Origin of the sequence: Faecalicatena sp. Marseille-Q4148 (genome assembly GCA_018228665.1) — a bacterium.
GTDB lineage: Bacteria > Bacillota > Clostridia > Lachnospirales > Lachnospiraceae > UBA9414.
The window spans coordinates 1314046-1335585 of the sequence record CP073692.1 but is presented as its reverse complement, the minus strand read 5'-3'; the positions used below and the strand labels follow the sequence as shown (position 1 = coordinate 1335585).

The 21540-nt window shown below is 43.6% G+C and carries 21 protein-coding genes; 19 read left to right on the top strand and 2 right to left on the bottom strand.

The window, feature by feature from the left end; all coding sequences use genetic code 11:
* The first annotated feature begins 1 nt into the window (after window position 1).
* The 8 genes from rlmN (at window position 2) to KFE17_06300 (ending at window position 8860) form a co-directional block, all read left to right on the top strand.
* Window positions 2-1036, top strand: a complete 1035-nt coding sequence (gene rlmN, locus KFE17_06335; GenBank protein ID QUO33341.1) for a 23S rRNA (adenine(2503)-C(2))-methyltransferase RlmN — start codon at window positions 2-4, stop codon at window positions 1034-1036.
* A 23-nt stretch (window positions 1037-1059) separates the two neighbouring features.
* Window positions 1060-1806, top strand: a complete 747-nt coding sequence (locus tag KFE17_06330; GenBank protein QUO33340.1) for a Stp1/IreP family PP2C-type Ser/Thr phosphatase — start codon at window positions 1060-1062, stop codon at window positions 1804-1806.
* A complete protein-coding gene (gene pknB, locus KFE17_06325; GenBank protein QUO33339.1) occupies window positions 1803-3983 on the top strand; it encodes a Stk1 family PASTA domain-containing Ser/Thr kinase in 2181 nt (726 codons plus the stop codon). Before KFE17_06330 ends, pknB begins: the two co-directional genes overlap by 4 nt.
* 11 nt (window positions 3984-3994) lie before the next feature.
* Complete coding sequence (rsgA, locus tag KFE17_06320; protein ID QUO33338.1) at window positions 3995-4873, top strand: ribosome small subunit-dependent GTPase A; 879 nt, start codon at window positions 3995-3997, stop codon at window positions 4871-4873.
* A gap of 2 nt (window positions 4874-4875) precedes the next feature.
* Complete coding sequence (rpe, locus tag KFE17_06315; protein ID QUO33337.1) at window positions 4876-5535, top strand: ribulose-phosphate 3-epimerase; 660 nt, start codon at window positions 4876-4878, stop codon at window positions 5533-5535.
* Window positions 5528-6178 (top strand): thiamine diphosphokinase, encoded by a 651-nt coding sequence (locus tag KFE17_06310; protein QUO33336.1) that lies wholly within the window; start codon window positions 5528-5530, stop codon window positions 6176-6178. The genes rpe and KFE17_06310 overlap by 8 nt, the downstream gene beginning before the upstream one ends.
* 1903 nt (window positions 6179-8081) lie before the next feature.
* On the top strand, window positions 8082-8450 hold the full coding sequence (locus KFE17_06305; protein ID QUO33648.1) for a hypothetical protein: 369 nt from the start codon (window positions 8082-8084) through the stop codon (window positions 8448-8450).
* Window positions 8451-8503: 53 nt separating this feature from the next.
* Entirely contained in the window at window positions 8504-8860 is a 357-nt protein-coding gene (locus KFE17_06300) for a hypothetical protein (protein ID QUO33335.1), read from the top strand.
* A 113-nt stretch (window positions 8861-8973) separates the two neighbouring features.
* On the opposite strand, the gene KFE17_06295 is transcribed toward KFE17_06300, so the two are convergent.
* The gene (locus KFE17_06295; GenBank protein QUO33334.1) at window positions 8974-9780 is read right to left on the bottom strand and encodes a helix-turn-helix transcriptional regulator; all 807 of its coding nucleotides are present in this window, start codon (window positions 9778-9780) and stop codon (window positions 8974-8976) included.
* A 482-nt stretch (window positions 9781-10262) separates the two neighbouring features.
* Here KFE17_06295 and KFE17_06290 point away from each other — a divergent pair, with 482 nt between their 5' ends.
* The 11 genes from KFE17_06290 (at window position 10263) to lgt (ending at window position 19437) form a co-directional block, all read left to right on the top strand.
* Window positions 10263-10451 carry a hypothetical protein gene (locus KFE17_06290; GenBank protein ID QUO33333.1) on the top strand — a complete coding sequence of 63 codons (189 nt, stop codon included), beginning with the start codon at window positions 10263-10265 and terminating at the stop codon, window positions 10449-10451.
* Complete coding sequence (locus KFE17_06285) at window positions 10448-10789, top strand: DeoR family transcriptional regulator (protein QUO33332.1); 342 nt, start codon at window positions 10448-10450, stop codon at window positions 10787-10789. The genes KFE17_06290 and KFE17_06285 overlap by 4 nt, the downstream gene beginning before the upstream one ends.
* Entirely contained in the window at window positions 10782-11078 is a 297-nt protein-coding gene (locus KFE17_06280; GenBank protein ID QUO33331.1) for a DUF3847 domain-containing protein, read from the top strand. Before KFE17_06285 ends, KFE17_06280 begins: the two co-directional genes overlap by 8 nt.
* A gap of 352 nt (window positions 11079-11430) precedes the next feature.
* Entirely contained in the window at window positions 11431-11652 is a 222-nt protein-coding gene (locus tag KFE17_06275) for a hypothetical protein (protein ID QUO33330.1), read from the top strand.
* Between the two features lie 186 nt (window positions 11653-11838).
* On the top strand, window positions 11839-13419 hold the full coding sequence (locus KFE17_06270) for a MobA/MobL family protein (GenBank protein QUO33329.1): 1581 nt from the start codon (window positions 11839-11841) through the stop codon (window positions 13417-13419).
* 65 nt (window positions 13420-13484) lie between these two features.
* Complete coding sequence (locus KFE17_06265) at window positions 13485-14129, top strand: DNA primase (protein QUO33328.1); 645 nt, start codon at window positions 13485-13487, stop codon at window positions 14127-14129.
* Window positions 14098-15435: a virulence-associated protein E gene (locus KFE17_06260; protein QUO33647.1), complete on the top strand. Its 1338-nt coding sequence runs from the start codon at window positions 14098-14100 to the stop codon at window positions 15433-15435. The genes KFE17_06265 and KFE17_06260 overlap by 32 nt, the downstream gene beginning before the upstream one ends.
* Before the next feature lie 241 nt (window positions 15436-15676).
* Window positions 15677-15892 (top strand): DNA-binding protein, encoded by a 216-nt coding sequence (locus tag KFE17_06255; protein QUO33327.1) that lies wholly within the window; start codon window positions 15677-15679, stop codon window positions 15890-15892.
* A gap of 165 nt (window positions 15893-16057) precedes the next feature.
* Window positions 16058-17245, top strand: coding sequence for a site-specific integrase (locus tag KFE17_06250; GenBank protein ID QUO33326.1), 1188 nt, complete (start codon window positions 16058-16060; stop codon window positions 17243-17245).
* 94 nt (window positions 17246-17339) lie between these two features.
* Entirely contained in the window at window positions 17340-18437 is a 1098-nt protein-coding gene (gene ychF / locus KFE17_06245; GenBank protein QUO33325.1) for a redox-regulated ATPase YchF, read from the top strand.
* Window positions 18438-18495: 58 nt separating this feature from the next.
* The gene (lgt, locus tag KFE17_06240) at window positions 18496-19437 is read left to right on the top strand and encodes a prolipoprotein diacylglyceryl transferase (protein QUO33324.1); all 942 of its coding nucleotides are present in this window, start codon (window positions 18496-18498) and stop codon (window positions 19435-19437) included.
* A gap of 194 nt (window positions 19438-19631) precedes the next feature.
* On the opposite strand, the gene KFE17_06235 is transcribed toward lgt, so the two are convergent.
* Complete coding sequence (locus KFE17_06235; GenBank protein ID QUO33323.1) at window positions 19632-21308, bottom strand: IS1634 family transposase; 1677 nt, start codon at window positions 21306-21308, stop codon at window positions 19632-19634.
* Window positions 21309-21540 lie beyond the last annotated feature (232 nt).

The window sequence follows — 21540 nt, the reverse complement described above, 5'->3', positions numbered from 1 at the left end:
CATGGAACAAAAGGATATCAGGTCATTCACACTTGCAGAATTAAAAAAAGAAATGGAATTCATTGGAGAAAAAGCATTTCGGAGTAAGCAGATCTATGAGTGGCTGCATGTGAAACTGGCAGATTCCTTTGAGGAGATGACGAACCTGTCAAAGCCGTTAAGAGAAAAACTTTCTCATTCCTATGTAATTCCAAAGGTTGAGTTAGAGGAACGGCAGATTTCAAAATTGGATGGAACGAATAAATTTTTGTTTTGTCTTTCTGATGGAAATATGGTTGAAAGTGTTCTGATGCGCTATAAGCATGGCAATTCTGTATGCATTTCTTCCCAGGTAGGCTGCCGGATGGGATGTCGGTTCTGTGCGTCTACAATCGGAGGACTTGTGAGAAATCTTGCGCCTTCTGAAATGCTCGGACAGATTTATGCGATTCAGCGTCTGACAGGAGAGCGAGTATCGAATGTGGTTGTTATGGGAACCGGAGAACCACTTGATAATTACGAAAATATGGTTAAATTTATACATATGTTAAGTGATGAGAATGGTCTTCACATCAGCCAGAGAAATATTACGCTGTCTACATGCGGGATCGTACCGAATATGAAACGGCTTGCAAAAGAAAATCTGCAGATTACGCTGGCGCTGTCCTTGCACGGGGCTACGCAGGAGAAACGCAGGAAATTGATGCCGGTGGCGAATAAATATGAGCTTTCAGAAGTGATGGAGGCCTGTGATGAATATTTCGAGAACACAGGCCGGAGGATGACGTTTGAATACAGTCTTGTGCACGGAGTAAACGATACAGAAGAAGATGCCAAAGAATTAATCGCGCTTCTTGGACATCGAAACTGTCATTTGAATCTGATTCCGGTCAATCCGATCAAGGAACGGGATTATGTTCGGCCGACAAGGGAAAGTGCGCTGAATTTTAAAAATAGGCTTGAAAAAGAAAAATTAAATGTTACTATAAGAAGAGAAATGGGTTCTGATATTGATGGAGCCTGTGGACAGTTAAGAAGACGTTACACGAAGGATTAGCATAGATTCGGGAGGATTCATTAATGAAAGCATTTTCAATGACAGATGTCGGAAAAAAGCGGGAAGTGAATCAGGATTATGTATATGTGTCTACCACGCCGGTTGGAAATATTCCGAACCTGTTCGTTGTGGCAGACGGAATGGGCGGTCATAAGGCCGGAGATTTTGCATCCAGATATACAGTAGAGACACTGAAGCAGGAGATTGAAAACAGCAAAGAGGATGGACCGGAGGCAGTTATGCGAAAGGCAATCCAGACAGTGAACCATAAGCTGATGGAAGCAGCGGCAAAAGACGTGAAGCTGGAGGGAATGGGTACAACGCTTGTGGCAGCTACTGTAATCGAGCATACACTGTATTTTGCCAATATTGGTGACAGTCGGCTGTATTTGATCAATCAGGAAATTAAGCAGCTGTCAAGAGATCATTCTCTTGTGGAAGAAATGGTGCGTCTTGGCGGGATTAAGCCGGAAGAAGCAAGATTTCACAGGGATAAGAACATTATTACGAGAGCAATTGGGGGAAAGGAAGAAGTTGAAATCGACTTCTTTGAATATCATTTGAAAAAGGATGACGTTATATTGATGTGTACAGACGGGCTCAGCAATATGGTGGAAAATGATGAATTGTTCCGCATCGTACAGTCTCGCAGAGATGTTGTAGATGCGGTAGAGAAATTAATAGCACGTGCGAACGATAATGGGGGAAAGGACAACATCGGGGTCGTTGTTGTTGAACCGTTTGCAGGTGGGGCAGAGGTGAGTTTATGATTAAAGAAGGTGTTGTATTAGCGAAACGCTACGTTGTACTCGACAGGATCGGCGCGGGCGGTATGGCTGATGTCTACAGAGGAAAAGATGAAAAGCTGAACCGTTATGTGGCGATTAAAGTGCTGAAGAGACAGTTCCGCGAGGACGATACATTTGTAAAGAAATTTCAAACAGAAGCACAGTCCGCAGCTGGATTGATGCACCCGAATGTTGTGAATGTATATGATGTTGGCGTTGACAGAGGTTTATACTTCATTGTCATGGAATTGGTAGAAGGAATTACGCTGAAGGATTACATTGAGAAGAAAGGGCGGCTTTCTGCAAAAGAAGTTATCAGCATTGCGATTCAGATCTGTGCAGGAATTGACGCGGCACATCAGAATCAGATTATCCACAGAGATATTAAGCCGCAGAATGTCATTATTTCCAAAGAAGGAAAAGTAAAAGTAACTGATTTTGGTATTGCTAAGGCAGCTACTTCTCAGACGGTGAGTACGAATATTTTAGGTTCCGTTCACTATACGTCTCCGGAACAGGCCAGAGGCGGTATCAGTGACGCTAAAAGCGACATTTATTCCCTTGGAATCACACTTTATGAGATGGTAACAGGACAGGTGCCGTTTGATGGAGATTCGGCAGTTGCAGTTGCAGTAAAGCACTTAAATGAAGAAATCATCCCACCGTCCAGCATTGCAATCGGAATGCCGAGAAGTCTGGAACAGATTATTATGAAATGTACTCAGAAGAATCCGAACTGCCGTTACCCGAATATGACAGCATTGATTGCAGATCTGAAACGTTCGCTTGTGGACCCAAACGGGAATTTCGTTGTAATTCCGACAGCAGATAATCTTGGAGATACGATGATGGCATCCTCTATTGATATTGAGCGTGCCAGAAGAGAAGCTGCGGCAAATTACGATACAGGCTCATATTCTTCTGATACCGGATATTATGATACGGGTTCTTATGAAGATGAGTACGATCATCAAGACGACGGAGATTATGATCAGGATTACGATGATGACTATGATGAAGATGATTATGATCACGGGTATGATGAGGATGATACATACTCCTATGGGAAAAAAGGACGTTCCGGGAAGGGCGGACGCAAAGACGACGAAGATGTGAATCCGGGAATGACAAAAGTTCTGAAGATTCTTACCGGAGTTGTGGCGGCAATTATTGTATTCGTTCTTGTATTTATTGGCGCACGCGCTATGGGACTTCTGAAATTTGACTCAGGAAAGACGGTTGTTGAAAAAGAAGAAGATATGGTAAAGATGCCAAATATCATCGGAAAGAAGCAGGAAGAAGCAATCAAGATGCTTAATGCAGAGGGACTCGGCTACCAGACACCGGTTAAGACAGAAGAGTCAGAAAAATATGAAAAAGGCTATGTCATTAAGACGGATGTAAAAGCGGGAAAAAAGGTAAAGAAAAACACAAGGATTGTTTTGACAGTTAGTTCTGGATTAAAAAAAGAAAAAGCAATTGTACCGGAAGTTTCCGGCTATACAACAGAAGATGCAATCAGTATGCTTGTCAGTGTAGGATTTGCAGAAAGTAATATTACGCCGAAGCTTGTTTTTGACAACAGTGTAGAGAATGGAAAGGTCATCAAAACGGATCCAGCAGGAAATGAAGAGGTGGCAAAGGACAGCAAGATTACACTGTATGTCAGCAAAGGAAAAGATCAGGTTGCAGTTCCGGCGCTGAAAGGAAAAGATCAGGAAACTGCTGCAAAACTTTTAAGCGAAAAGGAACTGAGTATCGGAGAAGTATCACAGGAATACAGCAGTGAGCCGGCGGGAACAGTCATTGCACAGTCTATATCAGAGGGAACAAAAGTAGATAAAGGAACAGCAGTGAATATTACTGTCAGTCAGGGTGAGGAACCAAAACCGAAGCCAACAGTTCCGAACATCGTTGGTAACTCTGTTGGAAATGCCAAGAATGCACTTTTAAATATGGGACTGAAGTATAAAGAAGTATGGCAGGACAGTAATGAGGAGGCTGGAATCGTTATTTCCTGTGATCCGGGTGTTGGGCAGGAAGTAGAAGAAGGAGCAACCATTACCATCTATATAAGCAATGGTCCCAAAACACCTGAGATACCGGATCCGGGTCCGATTGATCCTGATCAGGGAACTGGAGATGGAATGACAGAGTAACAGGAGCATATATGCAGGGAAAGATTATAAAAGGAATTGCAGGATTCTACTACGTCAATGTAGTAGAATCCATTGTTTATGAGTGCAAGGCAAAGGGAGCCTTCCGAAAAGAAAAAAGAAAACCGCTTGTTGGAGATAATGTAGAAATCGATATCTTAGATGAGGCAGAGAGAAAAGGGAATATTACAGAAATACTGGAACGGAAAAATGAATTGATACGTCCGGCAGTAGCTAATATTGATCAGGCGTTGGTCGTGTTCGCAGTGACAAAGCCGAAGCCGCATCTAAATCTTCTTGATCGGTTTCTTGTGATGATGGAGCGCAGCCAGATTCCGGTTGTACTTTGTTTTAATAAAAAAGATCTGGCAGGAGAAAAGGAAATACAAGAGCTGTATGAGATTTATAAAGGAACAGGATATCCGATTGTATTTGTCAGTGCATTTACACAGGAGAATGTAAAAGAAATTCAGGAGCTTCTTAGAGGGAAGACAACTGCCATTGCAGGACCGTCAGGAGTAGGGAAATCTTCGCTGATCAACACACTGCAGAGCAATGTCAGCATGGAAACCGGCAGTATCAGTGAGAAGATTGAGCGTGGAAAACATACAACAAGACATTCGGAGTTAATTGAGATTGATCGGGAAACATACATCATGGATACTCCTGGATTTAGTTCCCTCTATACAAATGATTTTGAGAAGGAAGAACTCAAAGAATTTTTTCCGGAATTTCAAAATTGCGAAGAGGTGTGCAGATTTCAAGGATGCGACCACATTCATGAACCGGATTGTGCAGTAAAGGCGGCTGTCGAAAAGGGTATCATTCATCCGAAGCGGTATGAGAGTTATCAGGAACTTTATCAGGAATTAAAAGAGAGGAAGAGGTATTAGCTATGAAAAATATATTAGCACCATCTATTTTATCAGCAGATTTTACACGTCTTGGAGAAGAAATGCGTATTACAGAGGAGTGCGGAGCGCAATACATTCATTTTGATGTGATGGATGGAATATTTGTGCCGAACATTTCGTTTGGAATTCCGGTGTTGAAATCAATTCACAAAGCAACGACACAGGTAATGGATGTTCATTTGATGATTACAGAGCCGATCCGTTATATTGACGCATTTGCAGAGGCGGGAGCAGACTTGATTACGATCCATTACGAAGCTTGTGAAAATGTAAGAGAAACTATCGCAAAGATACGGGAAGCAGGGGTAAAAGTTGGCGTTTCTGTGAAACCGGCTACACCGGTCAGCGTTCTGGAACCGCTGCTTGACCAGATAGATATGGTTCTGGTTATGAGTGTGGAGCCTGGATTTGGCGGACAAAAATTTATGCCGGAAGCGTTAGACAAAGTAAGAGCTGTAAGAAAGATGGCAGAAGAAAAAGAGCTGGAACTTGATATTCAGGTAGACGGCGGAATCGGAACAGATAATGTGGAAACAGTTCTGGAAGCAGGGGCGAATGTAATCGTAGCAGGCTCTGCGGTATTTAAAGCAACGGAAGAAAATACAAAGAAATTTATGGAGATCTTGAGAAGTCATGAGTAAGCGCGCGGTCATTATCAGTGGTGGAAGTATGTATGATAATCTGGCAAAAGCAGTGTTGGAAGAACCTTATGCAGAGCTGATCGGAGTAGACAGAGGGCTTTGCTGGCTGTATGAGAATGGTGTCATTCCAACGCAGATTGTCGGAGATTTTGATAGTATCGCTCCGGAAGTGCTTACATATTACCGATCAGAAACAGAGATTCCTATCCGGGAATTCAAACCGGAAAAAGATGCCTCAGATACGGAAATCGGACTAAGGCTCGCGCTGGAACTTGGGTGTGATGATATCATACTGCTTGGAGCGACCGGAACAAGGGTAGACCATCTGTGGGGGAATGTTCAGACGCTTGTAGCGGCGAAACAGGCGGGCGCTGAAGCAGTCATCTTAGATGAACATAATAAAATCAGGATTATCGGACAGGAGATGCATTTGAAGAAAAGCGAGTCTTACGGACCATATTTTTCTTTATTTTCTTTGAGTGGAGTGATTCATGGGCTGACGATCAGAGGGGCAAAATATCCTTTGACAAATCATACACTTTATCCGCAGGACAGCCTCTGTATCAGTAATCAGATTGCAGAAAAAGAAGCGGTGATTACGTATGACGAAGGCGTCATGGTACTGATTGAGACAAGAGATTAGCAGAAACGATATTACTTGATTGTTACACAGTTTTACACATTGTTACAGGTTCTTATATTTATTGGATAAGATTGAAAAAGCAGGGTATTTGTGCTATACTTTGTAATTGCGTTAAACTCATTAAAGAAAGGCAGAAATGTTTCCAAAAGACATTTCTGAAATAGGTAAAGATAGATGAAATTAGGTATCGTTAGTTAAATGCCTATTTCATATCTCAATATTCCTCTATAAACCTTGATAAATCCCATATTTTCGTACTCTGCCGTTATATAAATTCATGTATTTACATATAGTTTCATGACAAATTGGTGCGGAATTGGTGCGGCAAATGGGAAAACAATATTTTGGGAAACGAGTTCATCACGACAGATTATTTTCAATGGCGAATTAAAAACTATATCTACGGCATTCACAAACATCGTTTGATTGATTTAAAGCTATATAGATCCCCACTGGAACATCCAGCGGGGATTTGTTTTTGAAAGAAGCGTCTTTATTGGTTGTCTAAGTTCTATGTTTTCAAAATTAAGGTTAGATTCCGGATATATTAATCACCCTGGCTTACACTGTTAGAATATGATTGCTAACATGAGCAAATTGAAACCATGATGAGATTATTTATTCATAACGGTATGGTAGAATGATTATGGCAAATAAGATTTGTAAGAAAATATAAGAAAATCTTCATGGTATTCAGATAATAATTCCTTTATAATAATAACAGGAATGTTGTTTTAGAACAAAAAAGCAGAAAGGCGGTACTATGATAAGCAAAAAATTATTTATGATTTTAGGTCTTTCCTGCTTGCTTCTGGTCGGCTGTCAGACTGCCCAAAAGACGGCGCCAGAATCAAGCGTTCTTACTCCTACAGGTTATGCTTCCGAAGAGGTACAACGGCTCTCTCTTTTTTATGACGGCGTTCTGTATCTGTATAATGCCACAGGCTTTGACCTTCCAAAAGAGGAAAACTGGGAACTTTTAGGTCAGGTGGTTTTTGTGAATAATTTGGAATTTCCCACGGAAGATTTCTGTGGAACCCACTTAAACATAGGTCAGGAAATCTACTGGAAACCGTCAGAACCTCAAAAACTATATGTAAAATACGATTCCGGTTTCGCACTCTTTGAAGCAGAGGAAACGAAAAAGGAAGAAAGTACAGAATATCTTGATTATGTAACAGCAGGAATAAAATTATGGACTTCTGACAGTCTTGAGCTTAAGCTTACGAATGTCAGCAATGAAACGATACATTATGGTGAAGCATTTACGATGGAGGTTCTTCATGACGGCATTTGGGAAAAGCTTCCGGTATTATCGGAGGACTATGGTTTTAATTATATTTCCTATGAATTAGAGCCAGGAGAATACCGATTTATAGATATAGATTTTGCATGGCTATACGGAGAACTCCACGAAGGCTGGTTTAGAATTATAAAAGAAATTTATTTGCAGGACGGAACGGTATATTCCGTACCAGCAGAGTTTGGAGATTTAGATTTCAGACAGACTGAGATAGTAAATGCAAAAGAATTTGGAAATCCAAAAGAAGTGTTGGATGAGATGTCAATTACATCAAATGTTATAGTAACGAAATCCAATGAAGATGAATTAGAAATTAAGTTTGAATTAGAAAATGTCGGAGTATGTACTTTTGTTGCCAGTGAAAGGAAAAATCTATCTCTTCCTAATGAAACCTTTATAGATTCTACTAAAATTAAATGGACAGCACAAACCGCAGACGATGAATATATTTTCCCTTATATGAAAGTTAATGAAACCGGAGATATATTCATGATAGATTGGACATATAAAGAGTTTCATTTTGCTATTTACGGAAAATCCCCTAAGAACACATCTGACAGAGATATGGCTGGAAAGATTGCGTTAGAAATCATACGAAATTTGGGTGCTGATACCACAAATATAAAGATTGATTATGGAACTTCGTCCATTTATACAAAAGCAGAAATGGATGCAGCGATAGAATTGATTAAAAAGGAATTCAGCACTTGGGATGGATGTGAGTTACACAGTATTTCATATTCAACCGATGAGGAATGCAGCGAATCCAATATTGCATGGATGAACGAAATGGGAAAAGCGACTGATGTAGAAGAAACTTTTACACAATGTATTATGTTTAAAAGTAACTTCCATTCTCCGTTGAATGGTGGCAGCGGATTCAACCCAGATGAAGAATATACCGATTGGCAATGGTGGTTAGCTCGTTCTGAAGGTGGGCAATGGAAACTGATGACCTATGGATATTAAAGAACCTACAAGTTTAAGTACATGAATCGGAAGTTAGAAAGTGTGTGATTTTTATGAAGAGAATCTTATTAGCGTTAGGGATAATTATGTTATTCACTTTATCTGGTTGTGAAACTAAGCCAGAAATAGATTTGCCGCCAATGATTGACATGGCAGGTCAAAAGTATGTGGCTCCCGATATGCCAGTAGATGAACTTCCAGAGGGCTATACTTATATGGGTAAATTAACTGAGACACAAGCAAATGGTACAGGACTTGAAGGCTGTAAGATGTATGCTTACACTGAGTTGGATAGTATTCCCGATTTTTATCTATATCAAGAATGTGGAACACCTATTGACGATCACACTATTGACAGTGAAAAAATCCAGTGGGCATATGTTCAATGGATACAAGTAAAAGAGGAATAACGATTTTTCTATCAGATAACTTTCAGCTTGTCGTTCTGAAAGTTCAACTGAATAGCCACAACACAAACCGCTGCTACATGGAAGCCAACAAACCATGCAACAGCGGTTTTTTGTTACCGTTTTTTCCTCTGGCTGATAGGCGTCCCCATTTTCTTTGATTTTTGCAGAATCCGAATGAGCCAGCGAAATTCTTCTTCCGATAAATTTTTATAGTTGATACCGAGCTGCTTGCAGTAAAGAAGTGCCAGTTTTTCCAAACGGCTGCCCTTGAAATTTTCGACCGCTTCCAGATTTTCTTTCAGTTCATCGGCAACAGTGGTCTGGGGCGCACTCTCACTGTCCTTTTTGTGGGCTTCCCGAATATCCCGGATAATGAGGTTGAGGTCATCCAGAACCATGTGACTGAAATACTCATCATCGCTGATATGGGCGGCTTGCAGCACTTTCAAATGCGGGTCATCTTCGCCTGGACGATACCGTTCAATGATTTCATGCCGGACGGTATCGACAAGGGCATTGAGGTTTTGAATCTGCATGGTAGCAATCCCGTCCACATAAATCTCAATGTCTGCAAGAAACTTGATAAAATCTTTATGTGTGGCAAGCTCACAGAGCAGACGGTTGTTAATCCGACCGCTTTTTAGAAGTGCAACCATCTCATCATTCAAATGCAGCTCCGTCAATGGCGTGTTGATCTGCTCCCGGTTCTCTGTCCGGCACAGCAAATAATCAATGGAAACTCCATAGAAGTCTGCCAGCGTGATGAGGTTTCCATGATTGATTTCCTTAAAATCTTCTTTTTCATAACTGCCAAGGGCTGATTTAGAAATACCCGTCAGCTTTGATAGTTCTTCCAGATTTAAGCCTTTGTCCTTGCGGAGTTCCCAAAGGCGTTCCTGTATACTTGTTGCTCCTTTCATGGGCGCACACTCCTTTCCAACGGTTTCATTGCTGCCGCTTATCTGGATTATATCACACTTTCCGCAATCGTGGAAATTTCTGATTTTTACCCTTAATTCCTACTTTGTGGACATACGGCACAGGGCACAAAAATGTTCTATGATACAAGTAGTTCATCGATGGATTATTCCAATCGAATGACCAGCCTGTGTGGGATATGCTTCCCCGGCGATGTAGTGCCATGACTTTTGGCAGGGATGTGGAGGAACCCTGACCAAAACGAGCGTACCAAAGGGAGCGATACGCCGCTGTGAGATTCAGGGGAGGAACGACACCGGGAGAACTGGCAAACTGAAACCGAAATGATACCGAAACACGACAATCTGATAGGGGGATAGTCTACCCTATCGCTGATACTTCGGGAGATTTTAAGCGGCTCTATGGCTGTAATTTTGCCGAAAATCGCCCCGAAACCATACACTAAAACGGGAGGAAACGCAATATGCCGAGAATGAGCAAAAAGAGGAAGCATGAGCTTTCCTTTTACCTCAATGACCGGGGGCATGTCACTTACAACGAATTATGCCGGAAATGCCAGCATGGGTGCAAGCAGAGCTTCCGGGCGGTTGTGGTTGACTGCCCCCGTTATTTATCCAAACGAGCCAAAAAAAAGGAGGAACACACCGAATGAATTTTGAATTTATGACGATAGACACACCCTTGCCGCCCTGTATGCCATTTCCCAGAGCGTTGACAGGATTTCCAGTCAGCAGCACAGCAAAGGTCATGTACTGCCGGATGCTGGACGCTATGCTATCCAAAGGGCAGGAGGACGAGAACGGAATCCTGTTTGTCTGCTTCCCTGTCACAGCCATTGCCGCAGTCCTGTCCCGCAGCCCCATGACGGTCAAGCGTTCTTTGAATGAACTGGAAACCGCCGGACTTATCATGCGGGTGCGTCAGGGCGTGGGAGAACCGAATAGGATTTATGTGCTGATACCGGGAAAGGAGGACGCTGCCCTTGCCTGATACCTCAAAGCTGGAAAAGCTCAACCGGGAGCTGGAGAAAAGCGAAAAGAAACTGCGGAAAGCCATCAATGATGAAAAGGCATTGCAGCACCAGCTAAAGCAGCTTACCCGAAAGGAACGGACACACCGGCTCTGTACCCGTGGCGGTATGCTGGAAAGTTTTCTGCAAGAGCCGGAACGCCTGACAGATGATGATGTCATGCTGTTGTTGAAACTCATTTTTCACAGGCAGGACACGCAGGAACTATTGAAAAAACTGTTGAAACGGGAGAAGCCGGAAACCCCTTAGTTTACTAAGGGCGCAATTATACACCACCCAGAGGTTGGTGCATTGCGTTCTCCGAAGGCTCCTCGCCGGAGGGCTGTGATTTTCCGCAGTCATGGTCTGCTCCAAATCAAACAGGGGACGCTACACCGTCTCCGCTCCGCTTCGGTCGGTGCAGGGCAAACGTCCACCGGACGTTTTGCACCCCTGCGCTGGCTGTCGCCAGCTACCCTTTTGTGGACTTGCCATCTGGGGACACCTTGCGTTGCAAGCCGTTCCCAGCCGACAAGTTTCATAAAATATGCTATCTTTTCGATGGGCAGTGAAGTATAATGAAGTCAGCAATAAATTTGAAATTATACGGGAGATAAAGTAAATGAAAAATAGACCAAAAATTATTATTGCAGTTATTGTTTTACTTGTGCTTTTGATACCTGTTCCTATAAGATATAAGGATGGAGGTAGTGTTCATTATAGGGCAATTTTGTATGACATTACGAAATATCATCAGTTAGATTTAGAATCAGAAACAGGTTACAATGATGGGTTGAAGATAAGGATTTTAGGAATACCAGTTTATAATAGTTTTGATGAATAACTTTCCGTTTGCTATTCCACACACATCGGGTCAACTTGCCCCGAACCTTTACAACTAAATACCCGCCACCCATACAGCGGCACACCGAGCAGGAAATCTGAAAAAAGGTCTCCTGCTTTTTTTCTGCCCAAAATGAGGTGGTAAAACGCCACCCCATCCACCAATTACCGAAAGGAGGGACACGAAATGCCCTGTCCACACAATGAAATCACGATTGTTCAGCGCAGCCAACGGCAGTCTGCGGTTGCCGCCGCTGCTTACCAAAGCGGCGAAAAGCTGTTTTGTGAATACGACCAGCAAGTGAAGCACTACCCGGAAAAGCGTGGGATCGTCCACAATGAAATCCTGCTCCCACCTAATGCCCCACGGTCGTATGCAGACCGCAATACTTTATGGAACGCCGCCGAAGCGGTGGAAAAACAATGGAACTCCCAGCTTGCAAGGCGGTGGGTGCTTACCATTCCCAGAGAGATACCGCCTGACCAGTACGCTGTCCTTGTGCGGGAGTTTTGTGAGCAGCAGTTTGTGTCCAAAGGCATGATTGCTGACTTTGCCATCCATGACCCCCATCCGCCGGGACACAATCCCCACGCCCATATCCTGCTGACGATGCGAGCAATGGACGAACATGGGAAATGGCTTCCCAAGAGCCGCAAGGTTTATGACCTTGATGAAAACGGGGAACGGATAAAGCTGCCATCCGGCAGGTGGAAAAGCCACAAGGAGGATACGGTTGACTGGAACGACCAGAAGTATTGTGAAATCTGGCGGCATGAATGGGAGGTCATCCAGAACCGCTATCTGGAAGCTAATGACCGCCCGGAGCGTGTGGACTTGCGTTCCTATGCCAGACAGGGGCTTGATATTATCCCTACTGTCCATGAGGGGGCTGCTGTCCGGCAGATGGAAAAGCGTGGTATCCAGACGAATATCGGCAACCTGAACCGAGAAATCAGAGCCGCCAACCGCCTGATGAAGTCCATCCGGCAACTTATCCAAAACCTCAAAGGCTGGATTACCGAGCTGGGAGAAAAACGGAAGGAGCTGCTTGCACAAAAAGCGGCGGAGGAAGCGACACTTCTTCCCAATCTGCTGATGAAGTATATGGAGATACGAAAGGAAGAACGGAAGGACTGGACGAGGGCTGGACAGAACCGGGGGACTTCACAGGACTTAAAGGCAGTCAGCGAAGCCCTGTCCTATCTCCGGCAAAAGGGGCTTTCCACTGTGGAGGACTTAGAAGCGTTTTTGGAAGCGTCCGGGAAATCAGCCGCCGCTTACCGCAATCAGATGAAGCCAAAGGAAACCCGAAGCAAAGTGATTGACGGGATTCTTGCCAGCCGGACAGACTGCAAGGAATATAAGCCTGTCTATGAGAAGTACCAGAAGATATTTTTTAAGAAAACAAAGGAGAAATTCAAACAGGAACACCCGGAGGTTGCCCGGTATGCGAAAGCCGCCGCTTACCTTGCCAAGCACCCGGACGATAAGGACAGTACCCAAGAGGAGCTGCAAGAGGAGCAGGAAACGCTTCTCAGCGAAATCGCAGAGCTGAAAGTATCGCTGACCGAGGTGCAGGCTGATTTGAAGAAGCTTCGGGACATCCGCTACTGGGTACGGAAAGCCACACCCGGCACAGAGGAAAGCAAAGAGCCGCCCAAGAAGCAGCCCATCAAAGAAGTCTTGCAGGATAAGGCTGACGAGAAAAAAGCACAAAGAACTGTCCCGGCACAGAAGAAACACAAACAACAGGATATGGAACTTTAACAGGCACTTGCCATTTTCAATCAGAGAATGTCAGGTGCTTTTCTTATTTTCAAGGAGGGATAGATTTGAATGTATTTGAAGCTGTAAAGCAGTCCGTCGCAACAAGACAGGCTGCGGAGCATTATGGAATCCATGTAAACAGGAACGGGATGGCTTGCTGCCCGTTCCATAACGATAAAACCCCAAGCATGAAGCTGGATCAGCGTTACCACTGCTTCGGCTGCGGTGCGGATGGGGATGTGATTGATTTTGTCGCCGCCCTGTATGGGCTGGGAAAGAAAGAAGCCGCCGTACAACTAGCACAGGACTTCGGGCTTTCCTATGAGGACTGGAAGCCGCCGGGAAAGGCAAAAAAGCCCAAGCCCCGGCAGAAATCCCCGGAGGAACAGTTTCAGGAAGCAAAGAGCCGCTGCTTTCGTATTCTTGCCGACTATCTCCACCTGCTCCGGGCATGGAGAACGGACTACGCCCCGCACTCCCCTGAGGAAGCCTTTCATCCCCGGTTTGTGGAAGCCTTACAGAAGCAAGACCAAGTGGAATATCTGCTGGATATGCTGCTGTTCGGGGAGACAGAGGAAAAAGCGGCTTTGATTACGGACTACGGAAAGGATGTGATACAGCTTGAACAGCGAATGGCAGAGCTTGCAGCCGCAGACGCAGCAAGAACTAAAAAACACCATGAACGCCATGCAGCCGCCACAGAGCGTTGAGGAAATCAAGGCGGGGCTGGAAACTACCGAGAAAGGCGGTGTCCGTCAGAGCATACGGAACTGCCTGACCGTATTCCAGCGTGACCCGCTGCTTTCCGGGGCTATTGCATACAACATCCTGACCGACCGCAAGGACATCATAAAGCCCATCGGTTTTCAAAGGGAAAGCACCGCCCTGAACGATACGGACATGAAGTATCTGCTTCTCTATCTGGAAGAAACCTACGGGCTTACCAATGAGAAAAAGATTGATAATGCCATCGGGATTGTGGCGAATGAAAACAAGTACCATCCCATCCGGGACTATCTCAATACCCTTGTGTGGGACGGGACAGAACGAATCCGTTTCTGCCTGCGGCACTTTCTGGGGGCTGACGCAGACGATTACACCTATGAAGCGTTGAAGCTGTTCCTGCTGGGTGCAATCTCACGAGCCTTTCAGCCGGGGTGCAAATTTGAAATCATGCTCTGTCTGGTAGGCGGTCAGGGGGCTGGCAAGTCCACCTTCTTCCGTCTGCTGGCAATCCGGGACGAGTGGTTCTCCGATGATTTGTGGAAGCTGGACGATGACAATGTGTACCGCAAGCTGCAAGGTCACTGGATTATTGAAATGTCAGAAATGATGGCAACCGCCAACGCCAAGAGCATTGAGGAAATCAAGTCGTTTTTAAGCCGGCAGAAAGAGGTCTACAAGATACCTTATGAAACCCACCCGGCAGACCGCCCCCGTCAGTGCGTGTTTGGCGGCACTTCCAATGCCCTTGACTTCCTGCCCCTTGACCGTTCCGGCAACCGCCGCTTTATCCCCGTCATGGTGTACCCGGAGCAAGCCGAGGTTCACATTTTGGAGGACGAAGCTGCTTCCAGAGCCTATATCGAGCAGATGTGGGCGGAAGCGATGGAGATTTACCGAAGCGGCAGGTTCAAGCTGGCTTTCAGCCCCGCCATGCAGCAGTATCTCAAAGAACACCAGCGGGACTTTATGCCGGAGGACACCAAAGCCGGAATGATACAGGCGTATCTTGATAAGTACACCGGGAGCATGGTCTGCTCCAAGCAGCTCTACAAGGAAGCCTTGAACCATGCCTTTGACGAACCGAAGCAATGGGAAATCCGGGAAATCAACGAGATAATGAACCAGTGCATTTCCGGCTGGCGGTACTTCCCGAATCCAAGAATGTTTTCCGAATACGGCAGACAAAAGGGCTGGGAGCGTGAAAACCCGGCAACGGACTCCGGCAACCCGTCTGAAAAAACGATGGACGGTTTTGTGGAGGTCACAGAACAGATGGAGCTTCCATTCTGAAAATGACAGCCCGTTGCACCCCCTGTTGCTATCCCGTTGCCGAGCCGGTTGCCGGGGAAAATCCCATAACTGCGGGCTTTTCTCCCTTATAACAACCAAAACAACAGAAAAATAAAAGAAAAGTATAAATAGTAACCATCGCCAGATTGAGATTGTTTGCAAGGTCTTTTGAAGCCCGTTGCCGGACTTCGTTGCCGACACCCTCTGTCTGGCTATTTTCATGTATGGAGGATAACTGCCTATGATAAATCAGAACCAGCAGGCAATGACCCTGCCTATTGATCGTAAAATGCTGCTTTCCATTCGTGAAGCGGCAGAATACAGCAATATCGGAATTAACAAAATTGACGAGATGCTGAAACAACCTAATTGTCCTTTTGTTCTGTATGTCGGAACGAAGAAACTGGTAAAACGCAAGGCTTTTGAGGAATTTATCGAAGGACGAGTTGCAATTTAACAATAAAAGTAGCTGGCACTGGTGCGTACCATTTGAAAATATCAAGTTTATGTTTTTGGTGCGCACCAAAAACGCCGGAATCTATTGAAAAAATAACGTTTTTATGTTAGAGTAGAGTGTCGTGATGAGCTCACGTTTCCTACTCTAAGGAAAGGAGTTCATTATATGGGCAAAAACTTAAAAGGCAAAGAATGTGGCAAGGGTATCTGCCAGAGAAAAGATGGTAAGTACGCCGCAAGATATACTGCAAAGGATGGTTCACGCAAGGAAAAGCACTTTGACACGCTTCCGGAAGCCCGCAACTGGCTTGCCGATGCGCAGTACGAAGATAAGCACAATGTTCATAACCCTTCCTCCGAAATGACGGTAGATAACTGGTTTGAGTTTTGGATCACAAATCTGATTGCTGATCTGGCTCCCAATACCAAAAGGAATTACAGGGAACGGTATCAAATGAACATACAGCCGGTCATCGGAAATATGCGTATGTGCGATGTCAAACCCATGCATTGTAAAATCGTTCTAAATCGGATGGAAGCAACCTATGCGGGTTCTACCATCAGACAGGCATATATTGCAATGGGAACGATGTTTCGGGCAGCAGTCATGAATGATATGCTTACCAAACATCCTATGGATGGTGTTCGTTATACGAAGCCTGTCCGGGCTGTGGATGACATCAAGTTCTTAACTGTGGAGGAACAGAAAATTTTTCTGGAAACTGCAAAACGTTCTCACAATTACAGGCAATATGTGCTGTTATTGGAGACCGGTCTGCGTACCTCTGAAATGATTGGCTTGACTTGGGATTCCATCGACTGGAAAAAGCGGACATTGACCGTCAGCAAGACACTGGAATATCGGCATAATACCAAAGTATGGCGTGCCGGTCCTCCAAAGTCGAAAAGCAGCTACCGCACTATTCCGCTGACGAACCGGGCATACGATATACTCAAATCGTGCTACGAAGAACGTCACACCCGCAAGGAATCAGAATTGCTGTCTCAGATTCTGGAATATGTGGATCGCCGTACTGGCGAAACCAAGTATCTCTGTATGAAAGATTTGGTGTTCATCAATTTCCGTACTGGAGAGCCGGCAAAAAATAGTTCCTATGACACTCATCTATACAAGCTGTGCGATGAAGGGAATATCAAACGTTTTTGTATGCACGCTCTGAGACACACCTATGCAACTCGTGCGATTGAAAGCGGAGTTATGCCGAAAGTCTTGCAAAAGCTGCTCGGTCATTCGAGCATTAAAACTACCATGGATCGGTATGTTCATGTCACTGACGCATCCCTGACGAATGCCATCAAACAGTTTGAACAGAACACTTCTCTGGCAAGCTAAAAATGGTGCGCTTCAGAAAAATTGGTGCGGAATTGGTGCGGAACACACCTCCCTAACCCAAAAAACTATTGAAAATAAAGGAGATTTAATATATATGAAATTAGGTATCGTAGGGTTACCGAATGTAGGTAAAAGTACACTGTTTAACTCATTGACGAAAGCAGGAGCAGAATCGGCGAACTATCCGTTCTGTACGATCGATCCGAACGTCGGAGTAGTAACAGTTCCGGACAAGCGTTTAGATGTGCTGGCAGAGATGTATCATACAAAGAAAGTCATCCCGGCAGCAATTGAATTTGTTGATATTGCAGGTCTTGTAAAGGGAGCTTCAAAAGGAGAGGGACTTGGGAACCAGTTTCTTGCCAATATCCGTGAAGTAGATGCTATCGTGCATGTAGTGCGCTGCTTTGAGGACGAAAATATTATCCATGTGGACGGAAATATTGATCCGCTTCGTGATATTGAAACAATTAATCTGGAATTAATTTTCTCTGACATCGAGATTTTAGAACGTCGGATCGCAAAGACAACGAAGACCGCACGAATGGATAAGACAGCTGCAAAGGAACTGGCGCTTCTGGAACGGATCAAAGCACATCTGGAAGATGGAAGGCTTGCTAAGAGCTTTGAGACGGATGATGAAGATGAGCAGGAATGGCTGAACGGATATAATCTTCTGACTTATAAACCGGTAATCTTTGCTGCGAATGTAAAGGAAGATGACCTTGCAGATGACGGAGCTTCTAATTCTGGCGTTGCAAAAGTCAGAGAGTATGCAGCGGGAGAAGGATTTGAGGTTTTTGTAGTTTGTGCAGAGATTGAACAGGAAATCGCAGAGCTGGAAGATGATGAGAAAATGATGTTCCTTGAGGAGCTTGGACTTTCCGAATCCGGTCTTGAGAAACTGATCCGTGCAAGCTATCACTTACTTGGATTAATCAGTTACCTCACAGCAGGAGAACCGGAAGTGCGGGCATGGACGATCAAAAATGGAACGAAGGCGCCGCAGGCAGCCGGAAAGATCCATACAGATTTTGAACGTGGATTTATCCGTGCCGAAGTAGTGGCATACCAGGATCTGATCGACTGCGGTACTTATGCGGCTGCAAGAGAAAAGGGACTTGTAAGATTGGAAGGAAAAGAATATGTCGTGAAAGACGGCGATATTATGCTGTTCAGATTTAATGTATAAGAGCTGCAAAGGGGAGATATCACATGGGAGCAGACGGCAGTGTTAAAGGAGGGGTACTATGAATTATGCGATTCATTTTCCGAAGCTCGGAATCCATTTGCAGCATGTGGGAAAGTCTGTTTCTGTATTTGGATTTGAGATCGCATATTACGGAATCATCATTGGAATCGGTATGCTGCTTGGAATTATTCTGGCAGTTGCCGAGGCAAAGAAGACGAAGCAGAATACAGAACATTATTTTGATCTGGCAATCTATGGGATCATCTTTGGAATTATCGGTGCGAGAATTTATTATGTAATTTTCTCGTGGGATTATTACAAAGATCATTTACTTAGTATTTTCAATCTGCGCCAGGGAGGACTTGCCATTTATGGCGGGATTATTGCAGCGGTAATTGTTATCATTGTCTATGCAGGCCGGCAGAAGATTTCAGCGCCTTTGATTCTTGATACAATCAGCATTGGTCTTGTAACCGGACAGATGATCGGACGCTGGGGAAACTTTTTTAACCGTGAGGCCTTTGGAGAATATACGAAAGGGCTGTTTGCGATGCAGCTTCCGATTGATGCAGTCAGAGCGTCTGATATTACGGAGAAGATGCGTACACATATTGTCATGCTTGATGACATGTCTTACATTCAGGTGCATCCGACCTTTCTGTATGAATCCATCTGGTGTCTGATCATTTTGATCGTACTTGTGTGGTATCATAAAAAAAGAGTATTTAAAGGGGAAATCTTTTTATTATATCTGTCTTTATACGGAGTGGGACGGTTTTTTATTGAAGGACTTAGAACAGATCAATTGGAGTTTCTTTTTACCGGCTGGCCGGTATCGCAGGTGCTTGCAGGTGTAACTGCAATCATATGTCCGTTCCTGATCGTGAGAGGACGAAAGATACAGGAGCGAAGGAAAAAACGAAAGAAAAGAAGACAGGAAGAAGAAAGAGAGCTTCAGGAAACAGAAAAGATCTTAGAAGAAATCGAAGAATGGAAATAAACAGAGAGAAGAAGATGTGCAGAAAAGATGTACATCTTCTTTTGTTTGTAAAAAGGAACAAGATTTTTATGGACTTTTAAAAACGTAGGATATATAATATGATATATATCCTGACTTTGGTATCAGAGATTAAAAAATAGTGCAAACTTTAAGGTTTGGAAGGACTGCCAGCGGCAGTCCTTCTGTGTTTGTTATTATAGTTTATAATTAAAAATAGTGTTTATTTGAGTCTCAGATAGAAAGTAATTCGTTAAAGGAAGATGAAATTTATCAGCTAGGTCATTTATAAAAGTACAATCCCTTGTGGTGTTTATATATTTATGTTCGCCTTTTGTTACCCTGAAATCTTTAATGAACCTAAATATATCTGAAGTTGAATATTTTTCATCCAGTATCTTAAATTGAAAAATCCTCTCTAAGAGAACTGTTAAATAGCAGATCAAAAAGTGGCCTTTAATCGTATTTTCTTTTTGGAGAAATACCGGCCGTGCATCCAGGTCTGATTTCATAATCTTAAAGGATTCTTCAATCCTCCACAGATTATGGTAAGTACAGTAAATATCCTGATCTGTCATCTGGGTTTCGGATGTGACCAGAAGATTGTATCCGGCAAGTGCGAGGTCCTTATCGATGGCAGCCTGATTCATCCTTGTTTTTGCTTTATTTCCTGTTTTGTCTGTGAAATCCACATATTTTCCTGCTTCTCCAAAGTCATTCCTTTTGGCTTGTGACAGGGTAAGTACTTTTGCTTTTTCTACAAGACGGTTTATTTCATATCTTTTTTTTGCAGCAAGGGAAGGATTATAGGTGACCAGGCGTTTCTCTGTAAGCATAATGGTCTGTTTTTTTCCGTTATACTCTATGGAATAAGGAAAAGTATCAATACAGCTTTTATAGCGGTATAAAAGTTTTCCACTTTTATCTTTGACATCTTTGTAATCCTGTTCTAATAATACCCAGGTTTTTTCTGTCGAAGGCAGGGTTTTTACAGATTTTGAAAACAGATAACCATCCCCGTTCTGTTTTGAAAACGCAATGTTTTGTGCACAATTCAGTCCTTTGTCTGCGACATGGATGGTTTTTCCCGTGATATTGTTCCTGTTTTTAAGTCCATCGATTACATCACGCAGAATGGGTTTTTCTGACTCATTTCCCGGATACATCTTCATACCGACCGGAATCTGGTTCCGGTCCAGGAGGAGGCCAAGACCGATGATGGGTTCCTTTTTGTTTTCTTTGCTCGGTCCTTTTTTCCTGAAATCATCTTCCCTGTCTATCTCAAAATAGAAATTCGTACAATCAAAGTAAGAGTTTGAAGTATCCAGTCCATAAACAGCCGCAGTTTGTACAGTAAAGATCTCAACAAACTTTTCATAGTTTTCTCCCAAAAAGGCAAGGCCATCAAGAAGCTGGTCATAGGAATAATGCGTCGGATGGTACAGGTTGGGAAGCACATCGTGGAATGTCCTGTTTTTACTGCATGGGCATACACCTCTTGCGTAGACTAATGTAGAAATCAATTCATAAAGGTCGAACTGAAAATCATATGTAAGATGAAAATAATTCACATACTTTTGGATTTTTAATTTCTCAAGGATTGCTTTCAGTGGAAAGTATCCAAGATAAAGAGTTGGGGAAATGTCAGAAATTTTGCGGACACCTTCTTCTTTTCGTTGCTGGTTTAAGAGATCTACTTCTTGTTGGTAAAAAGAGATTGGATCTTCCATGCCGTTCTTTTTCAGTGTTTCTACAGAACCAAGGGATTTGTAGCATTTGTGGGCTGCCCCATTTTTTTCAGGATTATAAAAACTGTCATAAATCGCAAGATAAGTTCTGCCTTTTAAAGTTGTCTTTTTTAAAAAATATGCCATAGAATCCCTCCTCAAAAAAAGATAGCACTACTAACACTATTATTATATCACAAAAAAAGAATTTTGAAAAGTTTTTTTGCAATAAAAAAAGCCTTATTTTAAGGCATTTGTGAGGCTTCAGAGCAGAAAATACTCCTAAAGATTTCTAGTGCTAACTTCTAAAGACGGGAGCGAAGGAAAAAACGAAAGAAAAGAAGACAGGAAGAAGAAAGAGAGTTTCAGGAAACAGAAA

Coding starts and splice junctions, on each gene's coding strand:
- rlmN (QUO33341.1), top strand. CDS start 2: ATGGAACAAAAGGATATCAGGTCATTCACACTTGCAGAATTAAAAAAA.
- KFE17_06330 (QUO33340.1), top strand. CDS start 1,060: ATGAAAGCATTTTCAATGACAGATGTCGGAAAAAAGCGGGAAGTGAAT.
- pknB (QUO33339.1), top strand. CDS start 1,803: ATGATTAAAGAAGGTGTTGTATTAGCGAAACGCTACGTTGTACTCGAC.
- rsgA (QUO33338.1), top strand. CDS start 3,995: ATGCAGGGAAAGATTATAAAAGGAATTGCAGGATTCTACTACGTCAAT.
- rpe (QUO33337.1), top strand. CDS start 4,876: ATGAAAAATATATTAGCACCATCTATTTTATCAGCAGATTTTACACGT.
- KFE17_06310 (QUO33336.1), top strand. CDS start 5,528: ATGAGTAAGCGCGCGGTCATTATCAGTGGTGGAAGTATGTATGATAAT.
- KFE17_06300 (QUO33335.1), top strand. CDS start 8,504: ATGAAGAGAATCTTATTAGCGTTAGGGATAATTATGTTATTCACTTTA.
- KFE17_06295 (QUO33334.1), bottom strand. CDS start 9,780: ATGAAAGGAGCAACAAGTATACAGGAACGCCTTTGGGAACTCCGCAAG.
- KFE17_06290 (QUO33333.1), top strand. CDS start 10,263: ATGCCGAGAATGAGCAAAAAGAGGAAGCATGAGCTTTCCTTTTACCTC.
- KFE17_06285 (QUO33332.1), top strand. CDS start 10,448: ATGAATTTTGAATTTATGACGATAGACACACCCTTGCCGCCCTGTATG.
- KFE17_06275 (QUO33330.1), top strand. CDS start 11,431: ATGAAAAATAGACCAAAAATTATTATTGCAGTTATTGTTTTACTTGTG.
- KFE17_06270 (QUO33329.1), top strand. CDS start 11,839: ATGCCCTGTCCACACAATGAAATCACGATTGTTCAGCGCAGCCAACGG.
- KFE17_06260 (QUO33647.1), top strand. CDS start 14,098: ATGAACGCCATGCAGCCGCCACAGAGCGTTGAGGAAATCAAGGCGGGG.
- KFE17_06255 (QUO33327.1), top strand. CDS start 15,677: ATGATAAATCAGAACCAGCAGGCAATGACCCTGCCTATTGATCGTAAA.
- KFE17_06250 (QUO33326.1), top strand. CDS start 16,058: ATGGGCAAAAACTTAAAAGGCAAAGAATGTGGCAAGGGTATCTGCCAG.
- ychF (QUO33325.1), top strand. CDS start 17,340: ATGAAATTAGGTATCGTAGGGTTACCGAATGTAGGTAAAAGTACACTG.
- lgt (QUO33324.1), top strand. CDS start 18,496: ATGAATTATGCGATTCATTTTCCGAAGCTCGGAATCCATTTGCAGCAT.
- KFE17_06235 (QUO33323.1), bottom strand. CDS start 21,308: ATGGCATATTTTTTAAAAAAGACAACTTTAAAAGGCAGAACTTATCTT.